Below are 17,770 nucleotides of genomic sequence, written 5' to 3'. Positions count from 1 at the left end.
GTCAACAACGCCGGCTTCAGCCGCACGGCGGGCTTTCTCAACACCGATCCGGCCGCCCACTCCGCCATGATCCGCGTCATGCTGGCCGCCCCCGTCGAGCTGGCCCGGCTGTTCGCCCCCGCCATGGTCGAGCGCGGCTACGGCCGCATCCTCAACGTCGCGTCGCTGGCCGGCCAGATGCCCGCGACCGGCGGCGACACCCTGTACGGGCCGATCAAGAGCTTCCTGATCAAGGCCTCGCAGGGCCTGCACCTCGAGCTGCACGGGACCGGCGTCCATGTCACCGCCCTGTGCCCGGGCTACACCCTGACCGAATTCCACGATGTGAACGGCACGCGGGATGAGGTCGCGTCGGCCTATCCCGCCTGGATGTGGCAGACCGCCGACCACGTCGCCCGCGTCGGCTGGGCCGCCTGCGAGGCCAACCGGCCGAAGGTCACGCCGGGGGCGATGAACAATCTGCTGGCCGGTCTCGCCAAACACCTGCCGGACAGGGTGGCGCTGAACATGGTCGGCGGGCACGCAAAACGGCTGAAGCGGATTTAGCGCCCGGCAGAGAGCTCATCGACGCTGACTTACCCGCACCGCGATCCAGCCCGCTGCGATTGCAACGAGCAAGCCGAGGACGGCTGCGGTTCCCAGGTAGGTCGTTGGCTGATTGCCGGTCAGCGTGCCGGGATAGAAGGGCGCCTGGACGAACAGCATCGCAATGAACGTAATCCAGCCGGTCAAAGCGGTGGCGAACGCGAGCCAGACGGCGCCCCAAAAGCGCAGAAACAGCTTTGCGACGAGAAACGTGATTGCGGCCGATGCCGTCATGACGATCGCCAGAGCACCAAATGCAAAGAGCGGCCCCAATCTAGTGGCCGCCCTCGGGATACGGCGTCGTCACCGCCCCCGAAATCATGCCCGGAATGGCTTCCGACAGGCCCAGCAGGATGAACTGGATCGCCAGGGCGCACAGGATCAGGCCCAGCACGCGCACGATGATCGACATGCCGATGTCGCCGAGGATGCGGCTGATCGGTCCGGTCAGGGCGAAGCACAGGAAGGTGGCGACGCAGGCCGCGACGATCGCGGCCATGCCCGCGACCTGGCCCTGATAGCCGATCTTGGACGCCTCGCCGGCCTGGATGATGATGGTCGAGATGGCGCCCGGCCCGATCATCAGGGGCATGGCGAAGGGCACCACCAGCCGCTGGAAGCGCCGCCGGGCGTAGCCGCGCACGTCCGCCGGATTGCTGTCCGCATCGTTGTCGGCGAAGGATTTGAGGAAGTCCCCGCGCGTCATGTCGAGGCCCAGCAGCAGCAGCAGGATGCCGCCCGCGATCCGGAAGGCGGCCAGCGAGATGCCGAAGAACTGCAGCAGGCCGAGGCCGGTGAAGAAGAAGAAGGCCAGGAAGGCCGCGGCGAACAGGCAGATCAGGAACGACACCGACAGCCGCTGGCGCACGCTGGCGCCGGCCGTCGCCGCAGCGAAGATCGGGATGTTGCCGATGGGATCCACCAGGGCGAACAGGGCCACGAACAGGTTGACCCCCAGATCGACCGCGTCCATGTGCTGACCTCGCCCCCAATTGAATCGAACGCATAAGGGCCGACGCCGTCGCGCGCGTCCACCCCCTGCGTCGGAACGGAGACGTCATGACGGCTGCGAAGAACGACCCCCGCCTGATCGTCGGACTGGACCTGCCGTCCGTCGACGCGGCCCGCGCCATGGCCGAGCGGCTGGGCGACAGCGTCAGCTTCTACAAGGTCGGGCTGACGCTTCTGGCCCGCCCCGGCGGCGTCGCCTTCGCCCATGAGCTGCGGTCGGCGGGCAAGTCCGTCTTCCAGGACTGGAAGCTCCACGACATCGGCGCCCAGGTGGAGGGCGCGGCGCGGTCCGTGGCCGAGGGCGGCTGCGACCTGCTGACCGTCCACGCCGAGCCCCAGGTGATGCGCGGCGCGGTCAGGGGCCGCGACGCCTCGGGCTCGCACACGAAACTGCTCGCCGTCACGGTCCTGACCAGTCTGTCGGACGCCGACCTGGCCGAGCTCGGCTACGGCTTCCCGGCCGCGGACCTCGTCGAGCGCAGGGTGCGTCAGGCGCTGGACTGCGGCGTCGACGGCGTCGTCTCCAGCCCGCTGGAGGCCGCCCGGGTGCGCGAGATCGCCGTCGCCGCCGGTCGTCCCGACTTCCTGATCGTCACCCCGGGCGTGCGCCCCGCCGGCGCCGACAAGGGCGACCAGCAGCGCGTGGCGACGCCCGCCGACGCCCTGCGCTCGGGATCGACCCACCTGGTCGTGGCCCGCCCCGTGGTCGGCGCCGCCGATCCGGTCCAGGCCGCCGCGGACATCGTCGCCGAAATGAGGGCGGTCTAGCCGCGCTCGCCCGGTTCCTGGCTGTAGCGCTGCCGGGGCGGGGGCGGAGGCGGAGGGACGGCGCCGTCGATGCCGTAGTACTGGTTCGGCGTCATCGGGGCTTCATACGCAGGCGGCGCCTCGTAAATCCGGACAGGCGGCGGCTCCGGTTCGTATCCGTAGGGCGCCGGCTCCGGCGCGCGGACATACGGTTCGCCGTCGCGTCCGTCGGGGCGGCAGTCGCAGTCGCGCCGCCCGTCCATATAGCCGCGGTCGTATTCGCGGGCGCTGGAGGCGTGGTCGTAGCCGCCGCGGTCTTCGTACCGCTCTTCCCGGCGCCCGTAGTCGGCGTCGCGGTACACGGCGCCGGCTTCGTACTCGCTGTATTCCTCGCGGGATTCGTACCGGCTTTCCTCGTACCGGCTCGCTTCGTAGCTGTCCCGCCGTTCGCTGTAGCCGTAGCGGCCGCCCCGGTCGGCGTCCTCATAGTACCGGGTCCCGCAGACGGGGGCGTAGCGCTCGTCCCGCCCGAACCCGCCCAGCACATAGCCGAACGGCGCCGGGGCGCAGGCGCGGCCCTCGTAGACGGCCTCATGGTAGACCGGCCCGCCGTAGTAGCCGCCCCCGACATCCCCGCCATAGCCGCCGCCGACATAGACCGAGCCGCCGCCGACCGCGCCGCGCGCGCCGCTGACGCTGTAGGCCCGGGCGTTCAGGTAGGAGCGGGCCGAGGCGCTCGCGGAGGCGCTGGCGCTGGCGTTCGCATTGACGTTGACGTTGATGTTCCGGGAGCCGCCGGAGTGGCAGCCTCCGCAGCCCGGACGTCCCCCGCCCGGATGGCCGCCGCCCGTGGGCCCGCCCGCGAGCGCGGGGCCGGCGGCGAGGATCAGGAAGGCGGCTCCGGCCGCGACGGTAAGCATACGCATGGGACAGGCTCCGGTGTTGGAGCCACCCTAAGTCTCTGGAAATAAAAGGGTTCAGATTACACCGCAGGGGTGAAAGCGAGGGCCGGACATTCCCCTGAGGCCCGTCAATTTAACCCTGTTCGTGCGTTTCGCCCCGGTCAGCGGTCATAGAAATAGACGTCCGCACAGCCGCAGCCGCGATCTTGCCTGTAGCGGCCGCCGCGGTCGCTTCGCCCACGCCAGGACGACGGCGGACGGTCGTCGTCATAGCCCCACGCGTCACGATAACCGGGGCGCGGCGGCGGATCGTACCGGCGGCTGTCGTAGCGGTAGCGGTCGCCATATCCGTACCGGTAACCGCCCTCATATCCGTAGGCGCGGTCGCCGTGACGGCGATGGTCCGATCCATAGCTGACATACGGCCGTCCGTATCCGGGCGCGGGGACGTAGACCCGGGGCCGGTCGGAGTAGCCGTCGGCCCAGCGGCCCGTCTCGACATAGGACCGCGTCTCGACCTCCGACAGCGGCGTTCCGCCCAGCGGCCGTCCATAGGCGTTGAGGTAGATCGGCTGTCCATATGTCTGGGCCGAGGCGGCCCCTGCGAGCATGAGCGTGGCGAGAGCCGCGGCGGCGGCGAGCGGGCGAAACATCGGCGGCGTCTCCTGGAACGGAATGGTTAACGCCGTTCGCCCGCCTTTGTTCTCCCGGCCCGGAGCCGGGTCAGAAATCGACCGCCAGGCCCTTCTTCTCCCAGTCGCCGTACCGGGTCGGCTCGGGCCCGCGCGGGCCGCCATGCTCGACCGGCGGCTCGGCTTCGGTCGCGGCGGCGCGGCGCGCGGCGGCTTCCAGCAGGGCCCGGCGCGCGATCTCGCTCAACGGCCGGTCCGGCGTGGCGTGCGGCACGTCGCTGTTGAGGGCGGGCGCGGTCTCGGGGGTGGGATGATCGGTCACAGCGGCCTCGCCTTGAGCCTGGGCGTTGAACTCCACAAGTTAGAGGTTCGTCGGCAAGGCGGCCAGCCGTGATCCAGTAAAAGCGACCATGAACCACCTGAAGACCTTCACCCTGCTGGCGGCCCTGACCGCCCTGTTCGTCGGCATCGGCTACATGATCGGCGGCGCGACGGGCATGGTCATCGCCCTGGTCGTGGCCGGCGGCATGAACCTGTTCAGCTACTGGAACGCCGACAGGATCGTGTTGAAGATGTACCGGGCCCAGCCGGTCGACGAACAGCACCCCAACGCCGTCGTCCGCGCCTATGTCGCCGACGTGGTCCAGATGGCCCGGGACGCCGGCCTGCCCCGGCCCGCCATCGCCATCATCCCCAATGACCAGCCCAACGCCTTCGCCACCGGCCGCAACCCGGCCAACGCCGCCGTCTGCGCCACCACCGGCCTGCTGGACATGCTGACCCGCGACGAGATCCGCGGCGTGATGGCGCACGAGCTGGCCCATGTGAAGAACCGCGACACCCTGACCATGACGGTCACCGCCACCGTCGCCGGGGCCATCGCCGCCCTGGCCAATTTCGCGATGTTCTTCGGCGCCGGCGACGACCGCGAGCGGCCCGGCGGCTTCATCGGAACCCTGGCCCTGATGATCCTTGCTCCCATGGCCGCCGGCCTGGTGCAGATGGCCATCAGCCGCTCGCGCGAATACGAGGCCGACCGCGTCGGCGCGGAGATCGCCGGCGACCCGCAGGCCCTCGCCTCGGCGCTCGAGAAGATCGACGCCTCGGCCCGCCGCATCGTCAATCCGACGGCCGAGCGCAATCCGGCCTCGGGGCAGCTGTTCATCATCAACCCGCTGGCGGGGCGCGGCGCCGACAACCTGTTCTCGACCCATCCGGCCACCGGAAACCGGGTGAAGGCGCTGATGGCGCTGGGGACGACGATGGGGCTCACGTCGCGCCGCCCGGCCATCGTCGAGGCTCCGGCCCGGGCTGCGACGACGACCAGCGTGCCGTCCACCCCGTCGCGCGCTTCCGGCCCCTGGGGCTGACCCCCCGATGAGCAACAACCTGTTGTGAAGCGCCCACGAGCGTTGCACCCTTCCCGCGCATGCCCGTCCTGACCCTTCTGCTCCTCCTGATCCTCGGCGCCCTCGCAACGGTCTGGCTGGGTCGCGATTTCCGGGACCTGCGGCGGGTCCGCATCGGCGGCGTAGAGGAAGACCTGTCCCGCGCCCGGACCCTCGTGAAACGCGTGCTGGTCGCCGCCCTCGTTCTGCTCGCAATCCTGGTCGGCCTCGTCATCGCGGGCGAGCGCTGGGCCGGAGATTGGAGACAATCCCTGGTCGCGACCTGGGCCCTGAACGGTCTGATCGTCGCTCTGGGTTGGGGCCTTCTGCGCGGCTCGTCCCGGGCGCTCCGGAACCAGTGGTCCAGCAACGGAAGCCATTCAGGCATGTTCCTGGGCATGGCCGAACAGACGATCTTTCTCGTACTCCTCGTACCGGCGATCTACTGGCGCCTGGGCGTCTCCTGACCCTGCCGCATTCCCGCCCTTGCATCGCGGGGCGTCTGGTCCTTTAAGCGCGCGCAACGCCGCCGAACGCCTCCCCGCGTTCTACGAAGGATCCCGCATGACCCAGTCCGCGCCCAAGAAGGTCGTTCTCGCCTATTCCGGCGGCCTCGACACCTCCATCATCCTGAAGTGGCTTCAGACGGAGTACGGCGCGGAGGTCGTGACCTTCACCGCCGACCTGGGCCAGGGCGAGGAGCTGGCGCCGGCGCGCGAGAAGGCGCTGAAGCTGGGCATCAAGGAAGAGAACATCTTCATCGACGACCTGCGCGAGGAGTTCGTTCGCGACTACGTCTTCCCCATGTTCCGGGCCAACGCCCTGTACGAGGGCCAGTATCTGCTCGGCACCTCGATCGCCCGCCCGCTGATCGCCAAACGCCAGATCGAGATCGCCCGCATGGTCGGCGCCGACGCCGTCTGTCACGGGGCCACCGGCAAGGGCAACGACCAGGTCCGGTTCGAGCTGGGCTACTACGCCCTCGAGCCCGACATCCGCGTCATCGCCCCCTGGCGCGAATGGGACTTCAAGTCGCGCGAACACCTCCTGGACTTCGCCGAGAAGCACCAGATCCCGATCGCCAAGGACAAGCGCGGCGAGGCGCCGTTCAGCGTCGACGCCAACCTTCTGCACTCCTCCTCCGAGGGCAAGGTGCTGGAGGACCCGTCGGTCGAGGCTCCCGAGTTCGTGCACCAGCGCACCCTGTCGCCGGAGGACGCGCCCGACGTCGCCACGGTCATCACCATCGGCTTCGAGAAGGGCGATCCCGTCTCGATCAACGGCGAGGCCATGTCGCCGGCGACCCTGCTGACCGCCCTGAACCAGTACGGCCACGACAATGGCGTCGGCCGGCTGGACCTGGTCGAGAACCGCTTCGTCGGCATGAAGTCGCGCGGCGTCTACGAGACCCCGGGCGGGACCATCCTGCTGGCCGCCCACCGCGGCATAGAGTCCATCACCCTCGACGGCGGGGCCATGCATCTGAAGGACGAGCTGGCGGTCAAATACGCCCATCTGGTCTACAACGGCTTCTGGTTCTCGCCCGAGCGCGAGATGCTGCAGGCGGCCATTGATCACTCCCAGACCAAGGTCTCGGGGACGGTCCGGGTCAAGCTCTACAAGGGCAATGTCACCGTCATCGGTCGCGAGAGCGCCGAGAGCCTGTACGACCAGGAACTGGTGACCTTCGAGGACGGGGCCGTGGCCTACGACCAGAAGGACGCCGCCGGCTTCATCAAGCTGAACGCCCTGCGGCTGCGGGTCCTGGGCAAACGGGACGCGCGCGATCGGGGTTGAGCCCGAGGGAATTCGCCTCGCCCCGCTCCGGATTATCCGTCATTCTCCGGGGCGGGAGCAGGGGCTCCTTCCCGCAGCAGGAACCCGTCATGTCCATCCGAATGATCCTCGCCGCCTCGGCCGTCCTGGCCTTCGCCGCGCCCGCCCTCGCGCAGGACGCGCCCCCGGCGCCGCCCGCCGCGCCGGCCATTGATCCGGCGGCCCAGGCCGCCTTCGAGGCCAAGGGCGAGGCGTTCGAGGCCGCGGTCGAGCAAATGACCCGCGAGATGCAGGCCGCCGCGACCGCCGCCGGCGCCGACACGGCCAGGGCCAACACCGATCTCGACGCGATCGCCGCCCGCTACCAGCCGGTGGCGGACGCCTTCGCCAACGATCTGGAGGCCTTCGTCGCCTCGCAGCTGCCGGCGATGCCCGCCGAGGCCCAGGCCCAGATGGCGCAGATGGGTCCGATGCTCCGCGGCCAGATCACCGGCGTCCCCGCCGCCACCAAGGCCGGAATCCTGCAGGCCCAGGCCGCGCCGGCGCCCGCGGCGCCGCAATAAGTCCTTGAAGCGCAAGGCTGCGGGGTCGCGCCCGCCGCCTTACCGCGATTTCACTTGAGCAATGATCGGGTTGGGCGGATTTTGGGCTGCACGCTCATGGAGCCCTCCGATGATCAAGGCCCTTTCCCTCGCCGCCGCCCTCGCCCTGCTGCCGCTGTCGACCGCCGTCGCCGCCGAAGCGCGCGGACCGTCCGAGGACGCGCTTGAGGCGGCCGCCGAAGCCTTCGAAGCCCGCATGGAAGCCTTCGGCGAACGCGCCGAGGCCATCGGCGAGGACAAGAGCCTGACCGAAGAGCAGCGCGAGCTTCGCATCGCCGCCCTGTGGGTCGAGTATCAGCCCGACGTGACCGCCTTCACCGCCGTGGCCGCGCAGCACGCCTCGGCCATCGCCGCCGAGGCCCTGGCCAATATCGACATCGACGCCATCGTCACCGAGGCCCTGACGGAGGTTCAGACCTCGGGCGCGCTCGCCGCGGCGCAGGGCATCGCAACCAACGGCGCCTGGGCTTCCAATGATCCGGAACATATGGCGACCTACGGCCTGATGGCCGAATACGCCGTCGGCGAGGCCCTGGATTCGATGGACGAGGTCGAGGTCCACATCAGCGAGGCCAACGCCGCGGTCGCCGAGGCCATCGCGGAAGCGAACGCCGAAGCCGCCGAGCCCGAAGAGTCCGACGAGGACTGACCGGGTCCCGCGCCGCAGGACCGCGAAGCAACATCCCTGCCGCGACCGGCGCGCCATGCGAGCGCCGGGCTTGACCGTGGCCGGCGACTGCCGGACAGGACGGCATGGCCAGCCTGCCCGTCGATCCGCACCTGTATCTGACCTTTCTGGGCGTCATGGCGGTGATGGCGATCACACCGGGCCCCGCCAACATCTTTTCGGTCGCCAACGGCGTCCAGCGCGGCAAGGCCGGGGCGCTGCTCGGCGTGGTCGGCATGAACGCCGCCACCCTGGTCTGGTTCTGCGCCGCGGCCCTGGGCCTCGGAGCCCTGGTGGTCGCCTTTCCGCAGGTGTTCCGGCTGATCTCGATCGGCGGCGCCCTCTATGTGGCCTGGCTGGGGGTCAGCGCCCTGCGCGGCGCCTTCCGCACCGCGGCCGACCCGCACGCGCCCGCCGTCCGGATGGGACGCAGCGCCCTGGTCGACGGCTTCATGGTCCAGATCGCCAACCCCAAGGCGGTGCTCTTCTTCACCGCCGTCCTGCCGCCCTTCCTCGATGTGAACCGTCCGGCGGCGCCCCAGCTGGCCCTGTTCGCCCTCGCCACCATCGGCATGGACGTGATCTCGATGTCCGCCTACGGTCTGGGCGGGGCGGCCCTCGCGCGGCGCATGGGCGAGCCGCGTTTCCGCACGGGTTTCGCCCTCATGACCGGCGTTCTTCTTCTGGCTGCATCGATCCTTATTATTACGCGATTATAAGGACTTGTAGCAGGACGGAACGGCTTTGTTCATGTCCCGTTCAGCAGGCAGGGCGCGTCATATCGCGTCAAGGAGAGTTCCCATGAGACATCGGTTCCTCAGGCCCGTGCTTCTGGCGGCGACGGCGGCCCTCGCCCTGTCGGCCTGCGCCACGGCCACCCCCTATGGCCCCGCCGGCGTCGGCAGCCGCTACGGCTATTCGGACCAGCGCGTGGACGCCGACCGCTACCGCATCAATTTCGCGGGCAACTCGGTCACATCGCGCGAGCAGGTCGAGATGGCCCTGCTGCTGCGCGCCGCCGAGGTGACGCTGGAAAGCGGCGGCGACTGGTTCTCCACCGTCCAGCGCGACACCGAACGCAACGTCCGCTACCAGTCGACCTATGATCCCTGGTACGGCGGCATGTACGGCCCCTATTGGGGCCCGTCGTGGCGCTATTACCGCGCCGGCTACTGGAGCCCGTGGGGCTGGGGCGGCCCCTATGGCTACGGCGGCTACGGCGGCGACCTGCGCGAGATCGACCGCTACGAGGCCACGGCCGAGATCATTGTCGGACGCGGTCCCAAGCCGGCGGGCGACGTCAACGCCTTCGACGCCCGCGAGGTCGTCCAGAACATCGGCCCGCGCCTGCCGCGCCCGACGCCGCCGGCCTGAATCGGTTGAAGCCCCTCCGCTCCGGCGGAGGGGGTCCTAGCCGACGCGCGGCGTCTTGAGCCGGCGCTTGTTGACGTGGGTCTCGGGCGCCGTGCCCAGATCCTCGGGAATCTCGCCCTTGAAATAGTAGCGCTGCCACGCCTCCTTGGCCGCGTCGGGGTCGCCCGAGGCCAGCCGCTTGTTGAAGTCGGTGCGGGCCCGGTTCCACGCCTCGAACTGGCCGTGCATGACCGGATTGGACTCCAGCGACCGGATCACCGGCTGCATGGTCTCGACCTTGCGGTGCTCGATCGGGGTGATGAAGCAGAAGGGCTCGCCCTTCTCGAACCTGACCCGGCCCGGCCGGGTGAAAAGCCAGTTCATGGTGAAGGGGAAGGGCAGCCAGTCGGTCTCGATCAGCCCGACCAGCGGCTGGATGCCGTCCTTCATGTGGTTGGGCGACCCGCCCGCCAGCAGGCCCCAGCCCGGCGGCGTGCGGAACAGATACTGCGGGTGCATGGTCAGGACCCCGCGCGAGAAATGCGAGGTCACCACATGGGTCAGGTCGGCGTTCGGCCGCTCGGGCGTGATGACGATGTCCGCCTGGCTGGGCCCGCCGTTCCATTCCGCCGTGAAGGTCAGCGGACACAGGATCTCCCAGCCCGTGGTGTTGGCCATGTTCAGCGGCAGGCAGCGATAGGGGTGGCGGCTGGCGAAGGCGTCCATCCAGTTGCGCGACTGCCGGCCCGGCACCAGGTCGGGCGGCGTTTGCGTCATCGGATAGCATTCGAGTTCCACGGGGAGCCTCCGGGCGACTAGGCGAGACAGATCATCTTCCCTAGCTTCGGGGCATGACCGAAGACAAGCCGACGCCGCCTCCCGCCTTCGACCGCGACCGCCTCATGGCGTGGATGGACGAACACGGCGTCGTCGGGACGACCCACGACCACCCGGCCGTCTTCCGCGTCGAGGAAGGGCTGGAGCTCAAGGCCGCCATGCCCGGCGCCCACACCAAGAACCTGTTCCTCAAGGACAGGAAGGGGCGGCTGTGGCTGATCTCGGCCCGTCAGGACACGATCGTCGACCTGAAGCGCGCGCCGAAGACCATCGGCTCGGAAAAACTGTCCTTCGGCAACGAGGCCCTGCTGTACGAAACCCTCGGCGTGCGCGGCGGCTCGGTCACGGCGCTGGGCCTGATCAACGACCCGGACCGGCGCGTGACCTTCGTCCTCGACAAGGCCCTGTGGGACGCCGACATCGTCAACTTCCATCCCCTGACCAACACCGCGACGACCGCGCTGGACCAGACGGCGTTCCGGCGCTTCCTGTCGCTGATCGGACGGGAGCCGATGGTGGTGGACTTCGGTCAGCTGGCGGGCTGACGCGAGGGGTCAGGCGGCTTTGGCCCGGGACCTCAGCATCAGGCAGTAGCCGATCGTCACCGCCATGCCCGCCGCGACCGCGCCGCAGCCGACGATCAGCGCGACGTCGAACGGAGCGAAGGCCCACATCGCGGCGTAGACGAGCCCGCTCAGGGCCATGGACCAGCCTCCGACCCGCGCCACCTGCCGGGCGCCCGTGCTGGGGGCCATGGCCTTGGGCATCCGGTTGCCGAACCAGGCGATCATCAGCCCGATCGCGCCCAGGACGATGCGCGTCGTCGTATCGCCGTCGATATAGCCCTGCTGCCGGGCGAAACTCGCGCCCAGCCCCAGGGCGATCAGGCCGCCGGCCCAGAGGAGGCTTCCGGTCAGATCCTTGTTCATTGCGCAGTCTCCTTCTTGGGGCCCGGCGCCTCTGCGCCGAGGCTGAATGAATCGACGAAGCCCAGCAGCGCTTCCTCGAGCACCGAGAGCTTCAGGTGATAGATGACGGACTTGCCCGCCTTCTCGGCGTGAACCAGGTCGGCCTCCTTCAGCACGGCGAAATGCGCCGACATCGTCGGCTTGGAGACGTCGAACCGGTCGCTGAGTTCGCCCGCGCTCATCGGGCCGTTCTGCAGCAGCTGCAGGACGCGACGGCGCGTGGGATCGGAAAGGGCCTTGAAAACCTGACTCATGATGAGACAATTAGCTAACTATCGAAATGAGTCAAGAGGGCGGTTCTATCCCGTCGCGGACAGTGCTAGAGGCGGCGCGTCTCCCCGACCCCCACGCCAGATACGGACGTCGCCATGCCCGCCGCTCCCGACTTTCCCCCCGCGCCGGACCGCGTGGCGCCGAAGCGCGCCCTGATCTCCCTGTCCGACAAGACCGGGCTGGAGGACGCCGCCCGCACCCTGCACGGTCTCGGCGTCGAACTGGTCTCGACCGGCGGCACCCGCGCCGCCATCGCCGGCTTCGGCGTGCCGGTGAAGGATGTGGCCGACCTGACCGGCTTCCCCGAGATGATGGACGGCCGGGTCAAGACCCTGCACCCCGTGGTCCACGGCGGCCTGCTGGGCGTGCGCGGCGCGGCCGATCACGCCGAGGCCATGACCGCCCACAACATCGGCCCCATCGATATCGTCTGGGTCGACCTCTATCCGTTCGAGGCCACGGTGGCCTCGGGGGGCGGCTTCGACGCCGTGGTCGAGAACATCGACATCGGCGGCCCGGCCATGATCCGCTCGGGAAGCAAGAACCACGGCTATGTCGCCGTCTGCGTCGACCAGGCCTCGGTGGCCGACCTGCTGGAGGCGCTCAAGGCCGACGGCGCCACCACCCTGGCCCTGCGCAAACGCCTCGCCGCCCGCGCCTTCGCCCGCACCGCCGCCTATGACGCCGCCGTCTCGGGCTGGTTCGCCGGTCAGGTCGAGGACGCCGCCCCGGCCCGCAAATCCATCGCCGGCGCGCTGGCCCAGACCCTGCGCTACGGCGAGAACCCGCATCAGACCGGCGCCTTCTACCGCACGGGAGATGCGCGCCCCGGCGTCGCCCACGCCCGCCAGCTGCAGGGCAAGGAGCTGGGCTACAACAATATCGCCGACGCCGATGCGGCCTATGAGCTGGTCGCCGAGTTCGAGGCGCCCGCCTGCGTCATCGTCAAACACGCCAACCCCTGCGGCGTCGCCGTCGGCGGCGACCTCTCGGCCGCCTACGCCCGCGCCCTGGAATGCGACGCCGTCTCGGCCTTCGGCGGCGTGGTCGCCGTCAACCGGCCCCTGTCGGGCGCCGACGCCAAACTGATCACCGACATCTTCACCGAGGTCGTCATCGCCCCCGGCGCCGACGACGAGGCGAAGGCGATCTTCGCCGCCAAGAAGAACCTGCGCCTGCTGCTGACCGACGGCCTGCCCGATCCGCTGGCGGCCGGAGAAGTCTTCCGCTCGGTGGCCGGCGGCTTCCTGGTCCAGTCGCGCGACCGCAGCCGCATCGCCGCCTCCGATCTGCAGATCGTCACCCGCCGCCAGCCGACGCCGCAGGAGATCGAGGACATGCTGTTCGCCTTCACCGTGGCCAAGCATGTGAAGTCGAACGCGATCGTCTATGCGAAGGACGGCCAGACCGCCGGCATCGGCGCGGGCCAGATGAACCGCCGCGACTCGGCCCGCATCGCCGCCATCCGCGCGAGGGAGGCCGGCGAGGCCAAGGGTCTGGCCCATTCGCTGGCGCAAGGGTCCGCCTGCGCCTCCGAAGCCTTCTTCCCCTTCGCAGACGGCCTGCTGGAGGCGGTCGCGGCCGGCGCCACGGCGGTGATCCAGCCCGGCGGCTCGATCCGCGACGACGAGGTCATCGCCGCCGCCGACGAGGCCGGGGTCGCCATGGCCTTCACCGGCGTGCGGGTCTTCCGGCACTGATCGGGCTGCGCATCGAGGCCGTCGATCCGGCGGACGCGGAGGCGCGCGCCCTGCTCGACGCCCTGTCGGCCACGCTCGAGGCCCTCACCGGCGCGAGCGGTCAGGCCTCGTTCGACGCCGGGGACGTGCGCGGCTCCGGGGCCGGCTTCCTGCTGGCGCGCGACGCCTCGGGCGCGGCCCTGGGCTGCGGCGGCTATCGGCCGCTGGAGCCGGGCGTGGCCGAGATCAAGCGGATGTATGCGGCGCCGGGAACGCGCGGCGTCGGCGCGGCCCTTCTCGCCGCCCTCGAGGATCGCGCCCGCGCCGACGGCTATGCGGAGATCCGGCTGGAGACGCGGCGGGTGAACGGCCGCGCCGTCGCCTTCTATGACCGGTCCGGCTATGCGCGCATCGCGCCGTATGGCCGGTATGTCGGCCGGGCTGACGCCGTCTGTTTCGGCAAGCCGCTGCGGCAGGGCTGAACCCGAGGGTGACGGGGCCGGGGATCGCAGGCTAGAGCAGGGGCATGGACACACTCGCCGACCGCTGGGCTCGCCTGGAACCTCACGCCCGCTTCGTCGGCCCCGACGACGACCGGCCGCGCCCGACCGTCATCCTGTTCCACGGCTGCGGCGGTCTGCGCGACCACCTGCCCCGCTACGCCGCCGCCGCTGTCGCCGCGGGCTGGCGGGCGGTCATCGTCGATTCCTACGCGCCGCGCGGCTGGAGCCGCCAGTTCGCCATGGCCATGGTCTGCACCGGGATGCTCCTGCACGGCTGGCAGAGGGCGGGCGACGTGCTGGCGGCCCTGCACGGCGTGTCCCAAAGGCGTGACGTGGACGCCTCGAAGATCGTTCTCGCCGGCTGGAGCCACGGCGGCTGGGGCATCATGGAGGCGATGAGCTCGCAGCGCGGCCGCCGCATGCTCGGCGTCGAGGATCCCGGCGCGGTCGCCCTCGACGGCGTGGTCGGCGCCTATCTGGCCTACCCCTACGTCGGCATCGGCGCGGTCAACAGAATGCGGCCCTGGACCCACTGTCCGAAGACCCTGGCCGTCATTTCGCGCACCGATCACCTGACCACCGTGCGCAACGCCGAGCGGGTGCACGACATGGTCCGGCGCTGCGGCGCGGACGTCGAGACCTGGATCGCCGACGGCACCCACGCCTTCGACGAACCGATGGCGGCCGGTCCGATGCGCTACCATGCCGAACTGGCCGACGAGGCGATCCGCCGGTTCACCGCCCTGCTGGGCGATGTCGCGGCGGCGCCGGGGGCCTAGCGCGGCTCGACCGTCACCTCGGCGCGGATCGAATTGGCGATGTAGCAGGCCTCGTGCGCCCTGTGGTGCAGCGCCTCCAGCGCCGCAGCGTCGGGCCGGCTCTCGCCCGAGAAGACGATTGCGGGTCTCAGCATCACTTCGGTGATCGAGATCTTCCCCCGCCCGTCCCTGCCCATCCGGCCGATCGCGTCGTCGCTGTAGCGGTCGACGACGAAGCCCGCCTTGTTCGCGAAGGCGAGGAAAAACAGCATGTGGCAGCTCGAAACCGCCGCCACCAGCGCCTCTTCCGGGTCGACGGCCGCCGCGTCGGACATCGGCTCCGGCACGCTGGACGGGGCCGAGGAGCCCCGCACCACCGCCCCGCCGTCGAAGCGCCAGTCGTGGGCGCGGGAATAGCGGTTGTCGCTGAAGGGCTGGTCGCCCCGGCTCCATTCCACGGTCGCGACATGCTCGCTCATCGGGGCCCTCCGCATGGTCAATGACTGAACCGTGTAGCGCCGGAGGCCTCCAGACCCAAGCCTGCGCCTTGCCCCCGCCCCCGACCCGCCTTATCCCGCTGACATGGCCGCGCCCCTGATCTGCCCCTCGATCCTCGCCAGCGACTTCGCCCGTCTGGGCGAGGAGGTCCGCGCTCTCGATGCGGCCGGCGCCGACTGGATCCACGTCGACGTCATGGACGGGCATTTCGTGCCCAACATCACCATCGGCCCCGATGTGGTGAAGGCCCTGCGCCCGCACACGACACTGCCGTTCGACGTCCACCTGATGGTCGCCCCGGTCGATCCCTGGCTGGAGGCCTATCGCGAGGCCGGCGCCGACATCCTGACCGTCCACCCCGAAAGCGGCCCGCACCTGCACCGCACCCTCGGCCGCATCCGCCAGCTGGGCGCGAAGGCGGGCGTGGTGCTGAACCCCGGCACCTCTCTCAGCGTGCTCGACGACGTCGTGGAGCTGGTCGATCTGGTGCTGCTGATGTCGGTCAATCCGGGCTTCGGCGGCCAGTCCTTCATCGACACCACCCTGCGCAAGATCGACAAGACCCGCGCCATCCTCGACGCCGCCGGGTCGAAGGCGCACCTGCAGGTCGACGGCGGGGTCACCGCCGCCAACGCCGGCGCCTGCGTCGCCGCCGGAGCCGACGCCCTCGTCGCCGGAACGGCCGTCTTCCGCGGGGGGCCCTCCGCCTACGCCGCCAACATCCAGGCCCTGAAGGCAGCGTGAGCCCTCTCGGACCCTTCGCCCGTCCCGAAGCCGACGGTCCCGCGCCCGGAGAAATCCCGGGCCTGCGCGGCGCGCCGATGCGGACCCCGGTCAAGACCACGGGGGCCTCCACCGGCCCCGGCCTGTGGCCCGCCGTCATCGGCCGGCTGCTGACCCGCCAGCTGTGGATCGAGGCCTATGGCCTGCCGGGCTACAGCCTGACCCTGAAAGGCCGCCCGGCCCAGGGCTTCGCCGCCACCCCGCGCGATTTCCGCCCCGTCGATCCGGCCCCGGGCAAGGCTGTGCTGGGCGGCAAATTCGCCCTCGCCGGGACCAGCCTCGAGGCCGTCGCGCCCGAGGATCCCTGGAACCGCCCCAGCCCGACCCGCGCCTTCGCCGTCGAACTGCACAGCTTCGCCTGGCTGCCCTCCCTGATGCTCCAGGGCGAGCGCGGCGCGCGCGAGGCCGTGCGCCTGACCCTGGCCTGGGCCGACGCCTTCTCCCGCTGGTCGCCCTTCGCCTGGGGGCCGGACATCCTCGCCCGCCGCGCCATCCATCTGGCCTGCGCCGCCCGCCGCATGGGTCAGGTCGCCACCGAGGCCGAACGGCTCCGGCTGGCCGACATCCTCGGCCGTCAGGGCCGCCAGCTGCTGCGCCCGCCCGGAGGCGTCGCCGGCAAGGCCGAACGCCTGACCGCCGCCGCCATCGCCGGCTGCACCCTCGCCGGCGCGCCGGGCGTCGCCCTGCGCCGCTCGGCCCTGAACGGTCTGGCCGGCGCGCTGGACCGCACCGTCGGCCCTGACGGCGGCCACGCCAGCCGCAGCCCGGAAGCGGGCCTCGAACTGCTGCTCGACCTCCTCACACTCGACGACGCCCTGTCCCAGGTGTCGGAGGCGGCGCCCGACGCCGTGCGCGGCGCCATCCAGCGGCTGACGGGAGCCCTGCGCCTCCAGACCCTGCCCGACGGCCGGCTGATCACCATGCAGGGCGGCGGGCCTTCGAGCGCCGCGCGCGTCGCCGCCGCCCGCGTCCATGACGACGCCCAGGCGGACGCCGCCGGCGGAACGGTCGCCGGGATCACCCGCATCCGCAGCCCGCTGCTGACCATCGCCGCAGACATCGCCGCCCCGGCGCGCGGCGCCTGGTCCGCCGCCGCCTGCGCCCAGCCGATGGCGCTGGAGATCGTCTGCGGCAAGGACCGGCTGGTCACCGGCTGCGGCTGGACGCCGCGCGCCGCCGACCGTCAGGGCCTGCGCCTCGCCCCGGGCCATTCGACCCTGACCCTCGGCGACGGCTCGACCGGCGAGCCGCTCGGCGGCTGGAAGGGCGAGCTGCTGGACCACCGTCTGATCGGCCGCCCCCTGCACCTCGTCGTCGACCAGCGCGACGGCGAGGGCGCGGTCTGGCTCGAGGTCGAGCACGACGGCTGGGTCCACGACTACGGCCTGCTGCACCAGCGCCGCCTCTATCTGGACCAGCGCCTCGACGAACTGCGCGCCGAGGAGCGGCTGCATCCCGCTCCCGGGCAGAAGGAGGTCGTCCGCGCCATCGCCGCTCCCTATGCCGTGCGCTTCCAGCTGGAACCCGGCGTCCAGGCTTCGCTCGCCCGCGATCGCCGTTCCATCCTGCTGCGCGGCCATTCGGGCCGGGGCTGGTGGTTCCGCACCGACGGGCCGGACGTGGCCATCGAGCCCTCGGTCCATATCGACGAGGGCCTGACCCGGCGCTCGCTGCAGATCGTGGTGCGCGGCTCGGCCCGCACCGATTCCGAAACCAAGATCCGCTGGAAGCTGAGCCCCGCCGGGGCGGGCGGCGATCCGACCTGATCCGCCCTTGAGGCGAAGGGTCGTCGCGACCATCTGTGCGCT

The 17,770-nt window shown here is 70.7% G+C and carries 24 protein-coding genes; 15 read left to right on the top strand and 9 right to left on the bottom strand.

The genetic code is table 11. The annotated features are described in order from the left end of the window. A partial coding sequence (locus V6M42_RS01990; protein ID WP_332676785.1) for an SDR family NAD(P)-dependent oxidoreductase occupies positions 1–546 on the top strand: 546 nt, incomplete at its 5' end. 15 nt (positions 547–561) lie between these two features. Here the strand turns inward: V6M42_RS01990 and V6M42_RS01985 are convergent. Then, a complete protein-coding gene (locus V6M42_RS01985; protein ID WP_332657609.1) occupies positions 562–819 on the bottom strand; it encodes a hypothetical protein in 258 nt (85 codons plus the stop codon). Between the two features lie 40 nt (positions 820–859). Beyond that, positions 860–1,558 carry a MarC family protein gene (locus V6M42_RS01980; RefSeq protein ID WP_332657607.1) on the bottom strand — a complete coding sequence of 233 codons (699 nt, stop codon included), beginning with the start codon at positions 1,556–1,558 and terminating at the stop codon, positions 860–862. An 86-nt stretch (positions 1,559–1,644) separates the two neighbouring features. Here V6M42_RS01980 and pyrF point away from each other — a divergent pair, with 86 nt between their 5' ends. Then, positions 1,645–2,364 (top strand): orotidine-5'-phosphate decarboxylase, encoded by a 720-nt coding sequence (gene pyrF / locus V6M42_RS01975; protein WP_332676783.1) that lies wholly within the window; start codon positions 1,645–1,647, stop codon positions 2,362–2,364. On the opposite strand, the gene V6M42_RS01970 is transcribed toward pyrF, so the two are convergent. From V6M42_RS01970 to V6M42_RS01960, 3 genes are all read right to left on the bottom strand, one after another. After that, the gene (locus tag V6M42_RS01970) at positions 2,361–3,269 is read right to left on the bottom strand and encodes a hypothetical protein (protein ID WP_332657605.1); all 909 of its coding nucleotides are present in this window, start codon (positions 3,267–3,269) and stop codon (positions 2,361–2,363) included. The genes pyrF and V6M42_RS01970 overlap by 4 nt on opposite strands. A gap of 137 nt (positions 3,270–3,406) precedes the next feature. Further along, positions 3,407–3,898, bottom strand: a complete 492-nt coding sequence (locus tag V6M42_RS01965; protein ID WP_332676781.1) for a hypothetical protein — start codon at positions 3,896–3,898, stop codon at positions 3,407–3,409. A gap of 70 nt (positions 3,899–3,968) precedes the next feature. Continuing rightward, a complete protein-coding gene (locus V6M42_RS01960; protein WP_332657601.1) occupies positions 3,969–4,199 on the bottom strand; it encodes a DUF1674 domain-containing protein in 231 nt (76 codons plus the stop codon). Positions 4,200–4,287: 88 nt separating this feature from the next. Between V6M42_RS01960 and htpX the strand changes: the two genes are divergently transcribed. From htpX to V6M42_RS01925, 7 genes are all read left to right on the top strand, one after another. Then, positions 4,288–5,247 carry a zinc metalloprotease HtpX gene (gene htpX, locus V6M42_RS01955; protein WP_332657599.1) on the top strand — a complete coding sequence of 320 codons (960 nt, stop codon included), beginning with the start codon at positions 4,288–4,290 and terminating at the stop codon, positions 5,245–5,247. A 59-nt stretch (positions 5,248–5,306) separates the two neighbouring features. Then, positions 5,307–5,732 (top strand): hypothetical protein, encoded by a 426-nt coding sequence (locus V6M42_RS01950; protein WP_332676779.1) that lies wholly within the window; start codon positions 5,307–5,309, stop codon positions 5,730–5,732. A 97-nt stretch (positions 5,733–5,829) separates the two neighbouring features. Continuing rightward, positions 5,830–7,062, top strand: a complete 1,233-nt coding sequence (locus tag V6M42_RS01945) for an argininosuccinate synthase (protein WP_332676777.1) — start codon at positions 5,830–5,832, stop codon at positions 7,060–7,062. An 89-nt stretch (positions 7,063–7,151) separates the two neighbouring features. Next, a complete protein-coding gene (locus V6M42_RS01940) occupies positions 7,152–7,604 on the top strand; it encodes a translation initiation factor IF-2 (protein ID WP_332676774.1) in 453 nt (150 codons plus the stop codon). Between the two features lie 109 nt (positions 7,605–7,713). Next, on the top strand, positions 7,714–8,292 hold the full coding sequence (locus V6M42_RS01935; RefSeq protein WP_332657591.1) for a hypothetical protein: 579 nt from the start codon (positions 7,714–7,716) through the stop codon (positions 8,290–8,292). 104 nt (positions 8,293–8,396) lie between these two features. Continuing rightward, positions 8,397–9,029 carry a LysE family translocator gene (locus V6M42_RS01930; RefSeq protein WP_332657590.1) on the top strand — a complete coding sequence of 211 codons (633 nt, stop codon included), beginning with the start codon at positions 8,397–8,399 and terminating at the stop codon, positions 9,027–9,029. 82 nt (positions 9,030–9,111) lie between these two features. Continuing rightward, positions 9,112–9,684, top strand: coding sequence for a CC0125/CC1285 family lipoprotein (locus V6M42_RS01925; RefSeq protein ID WP_332657588.1), 573 nt, complete (start codon positions 9,112–9,114; stop codon positions 9,682–9,684). Between the two features lie 36 nt (positions 9,685–9,720). Here the strand turns inward: V6M42_RS01925 and V6M42_RS01920 are convergent, their stop codons facing one another. Next, positions 9,721–10,461 carry a DUF6065 family protein gene (locus V6M42_RS01920; RefSeq protein ID WP_332676772.1) on the bottom strand — a complete coding sequence of 247 codons (741 nt, stop codon included), beginning with the start codon at positions 10,459–10,461 and terminating at the stop codon, positions 9,721–9,723. Positions 10,462–10,514: 53 nt separating this feature from the next. Between V6M42_RS01920 and V6M42_RS01915 the strand changes: the two genes are divergently transcribed. After that, positions 10,515–11,045 (top strand): prolyl-tRNA synthetase associated domain-containing protein, encoded by a 531-nt coding sequence (locus tag V6M42_RS01915; RefSeq protein ID WP_332676770.1) that lies wholly within the window; start codon positions 10,515–10,517, stop codon positions 11,043–11,045. A gap of 9 nt (positions 11,046–11,054) precedes the next feature. Here V6M42_RS01915 and V6M42_RS01910 read toward each other — a convergent pair whose 3' ends face one another. Together V6M42_RS01910 and V6M42_RS01905 are read right to left on the bottom strand one after the other, a co-directional pair. Continuing rightward, entirely contained in the window at positions 11,055–11,429 is a 375-nt protein-coding gene (locus V6M42_RS01910) for an ammonium transporter (RefSeq protein WP_332676768.1), read from the bottom strand. Then, entirely contained in the window at positions 11,426–11,722 is a 297-nt protein-coding gene (locus tag V6M42_RS01905; RefSeq protein ID WP_332676766.1) for an autorepressor SdpR family transcription factor, read from the bottom strand. Before V6M42_RS01905 ends, V6M42_RS01910 begins: the two co-directional genes overlap by 4 nt. 114 nt (positions 11,723–11,836) lie before the next feature. On the opposite strand from V6M42_RS01905, the gene purH reads away from it, so the two are divergent. The 3 genes from purH to V6M42_RS01890 all read left to right on the top strand — a co-directional run bounded on the left by purH (position 11,837) and on the right by V6M42_RS01890 (position 14,702). Then, the gene (gene purH / locus V6M42_RS01900; protein WP_332676763.1) at positions 11,837–13,441 is read left to right on the top strand and encodes a bifunctional phosphoribosylaminoimidazolecarboxamide formyltransferase/IMP cyclohydrolase; all 1,605 of its coding nucleotides are present in this window, start codon (positions 11,837–11,839) and stop codon (positions 13,439–13,441) included. A gap of 125 nt (positions 13,442–13,566) precedes the next feature. Next, entirely contained in the window at positions 13,567–13,902 is a 336-nt protein-coding gene (locus V6M42_RS01895; protein ID WP_332676761.1) for a GNAT family N-acetyltransferase, read from the top strand. A gap of 44 nt (positions 13,903–13,946) precedes the next feature. Next, positions 13,947–14,702 carry a dienelactone hydrolase family protein gene (locus V6M42_RS01890; RefSeq protein WP_332676759.1) on the top strand — a complete coding sequence of 252 codons (756 nt, stop codon included), beginning with the start codon at positions 13,947–13,949 and terminating at the stop codon, positions 14,700–14,702. Here V6M42_RS01890 and V6M42_RS01885 read toward each other — a convergent pair. Continuing rightward, entirely contained in the window at positions 14,699–15,160 is a 462-nt protein-coding gene (locus tag V6M42_RS01885) for an OsmC family protein (RefSeq protein ID WP_332657576.1), read from the bottom strand. The two genes, V6M42_RS01890 and V6M42_RS01885, sit on opposite strands and share 4 nt — an antisense overlap. Before the next feature lie 103 nt (positions 15,161–15,263). On the opposite strand from V6M42_RS01885, the gene rpe reads away from it, so the two are divergent. Both rpe and V6M42_RS01875 read left to right on the top strand, forming a co-directional pair. Further along, positions 15,264–15,923, top strand: a complete 660-nt coding sequence (gene rpe, locus V6M42_RS01880; protein WP_332676757.1) for a ribulose-phosphate 3-epimerase — start codon at positions 15,264–15,266, stop codon at positions 15,921–15,923. After that, entirely contained in the window at positions 15,920–17,728 is a 1,809-nt protein-coding gene (locus V6M42_RS01875; protein ID WP_332676755.1) for a heparinase II/III family protein, read from the top strand. Before rpe ends, V6M42_RS01875 begins: the two co-directional genes overlap by 4 nt. Positions 17,729–17,770: the final 42 nt, after the last annotated feature.

The organism is Brevundimonas sp. (assembly GCF_036677305.1).
Taxonomy (GTDB): domain Bacteria; phylum Pseudomonadota; class Alphaproteobacteria; order Caulobacterales; family Caulobacteraceae; genus Brevundimonas.
Note: the sequence above shows the minus strand (reverse complement) of the source record. Positions and strands in the feature narration are given on the sequence as shown.

What these genes read in the sequence shown, in the direction of transcription:
- V6M42_RS01965 (WP_332676781.1), bottom strand. Translation starts at nt 3,898, where the DNA reads ATGTTTCGCCCGCTCGCCGCCGCCGCGGCTCTCGCCACGCTCATGCTC.
- V6M42_RS01985 (WP_332657609.1), bottom strand. Translation starts at nt 819, where the DNA reads ATGACGGCATCGGCCGCAATCACGTTTCTCGTCGCAAAGCTGTTTCTG.
- V6M42_RS01885 (WP_332657576.1), bottom strand. Translation starts at nt 15,160, where the DNA reads ATGAGCGAGCATGTCGCGACCGTGGAATGGAGCCGGGGCGACCAGCCC.
- V6M42_RS01915 (WP_332676770.1), top strand. Translation starts at nt 10,515, where the DNA reads ATGACCGAAGACAAGCCGACGCCGCCTCCCGCCTTCGACCGCGACCGC.
- V6M42_RS01980 (WP_332657607.1), bottom strand. Translation starts at nt 1,558, where the DNA reads ATGGACGCGGTCGATCTGGGGGTCAACCTGTTCGTGGCCCTGTTCGCC.
- V6M42_RS01910 (WP_332676768.1), bottom strand. Translation starts at nt 11,429, where the DNA reads ATGAACAAGGATCTGACCGGAAGCCTCCTCTGGGCCGGCGGCCTGATC.
- V6M42_RS01940 (WP_332676774.1), top strand. Translation starts at nt 7,152, where the DNA reads ATGTCCATCCGAATGATCCTCGCCGCCTCGGCCGTCCTGGCCTTCGCC.
- pyrF (WP_332676783.1), top strand. Translation starts at nt 1,645, where the DNA reads ATGACGGCTGCGAAGAACGACCCCCGCCTGATCGTCGGACTGGACCTG.
- V6M42_RS01930 (WP_332657590.1), top strand. Translation starts at nt 8,397, where the DNA reads ATGGCCAGCCTGCCCGTCGATCCGCACCTGTATCTGACCTTTCTGGGC.
- rpe (WP_332676757.1), top strand. Translation starts at nt 15,264, where the DNA reads ATGGCCGCGCCCCTGATCTGCCCCTCGATCCTCGCCAGCGACTTCGCC.
- V6M42_RS01925 (WP_332657588.1), top strand. Translation starts at nt 9,112, where the DNA reads ATGAGACATCGGTTCCTCAGGCCCGTGCTTCTGGCGGCGACGGCGGCC.
- V6M42_RS01970 (WP_332657605.1), bottom strand. Translation starts at nt 3,269, where the DNA reads ATGCGTATGCTTACCGTCGCGGCCGGAGCCGCCTTCCTGATCCTCGCC.
- V6M42_RS01905 (WP_332676766.1), bottom strand. Translation starts at nt 11,722, where the DNA reads ATGAGTCAGGTTTTCAAGGCCCTTTCCGATCCCACGCGCCGTCGCGTC.
- V6M42_RS01945 (WP_332676777.1), top strand. Translation starts at nt 5,830, where the DNA reads ATGACCCAGTCCGCGCCCAAGAAGGTCGTTCTCGCCTATTCCGGCGGC.
- purH (WP_332676763.1), top strand. Translation starts at nt 11,837, where the DNA reads ATGCCCGCCGCTCCCGACTTTCCCCCCGCGCCGGACCGCGTGGCGCCG.
- V6M42_RS01950 (WP_332676779.1), top strand. Translation starts at nt 5,307, where the DNA reads ATGCCCGTCCTGACCCTTCTGCTCCTCCTGATCCTCGGCGCCCTCGCA.
- V6M42_RS01890 (WP_332676759.1), top strand. Translation starts at nt 13,947, where the DNA reads ATGGACACACTCGCCGACCGCTGGGCTCGCCTGGAACCTCACGCCCGC.
- htpX (WP_332657599.1), top strand. Translation starts at nt 4,288, where the DNA reads ATGAACCACCTGAAGACCTTCACCCTGCTGGCGGCCCTGACCGCCCTG.
- V6M42_RS01935 (WP_332657591.1), top strand. Translation starts at nt 7,714, where the DNA reads ATGATCAAGGCCCTTTCCCTCGCCGCCGCCCTCGCCCTGCTGCCGCTG.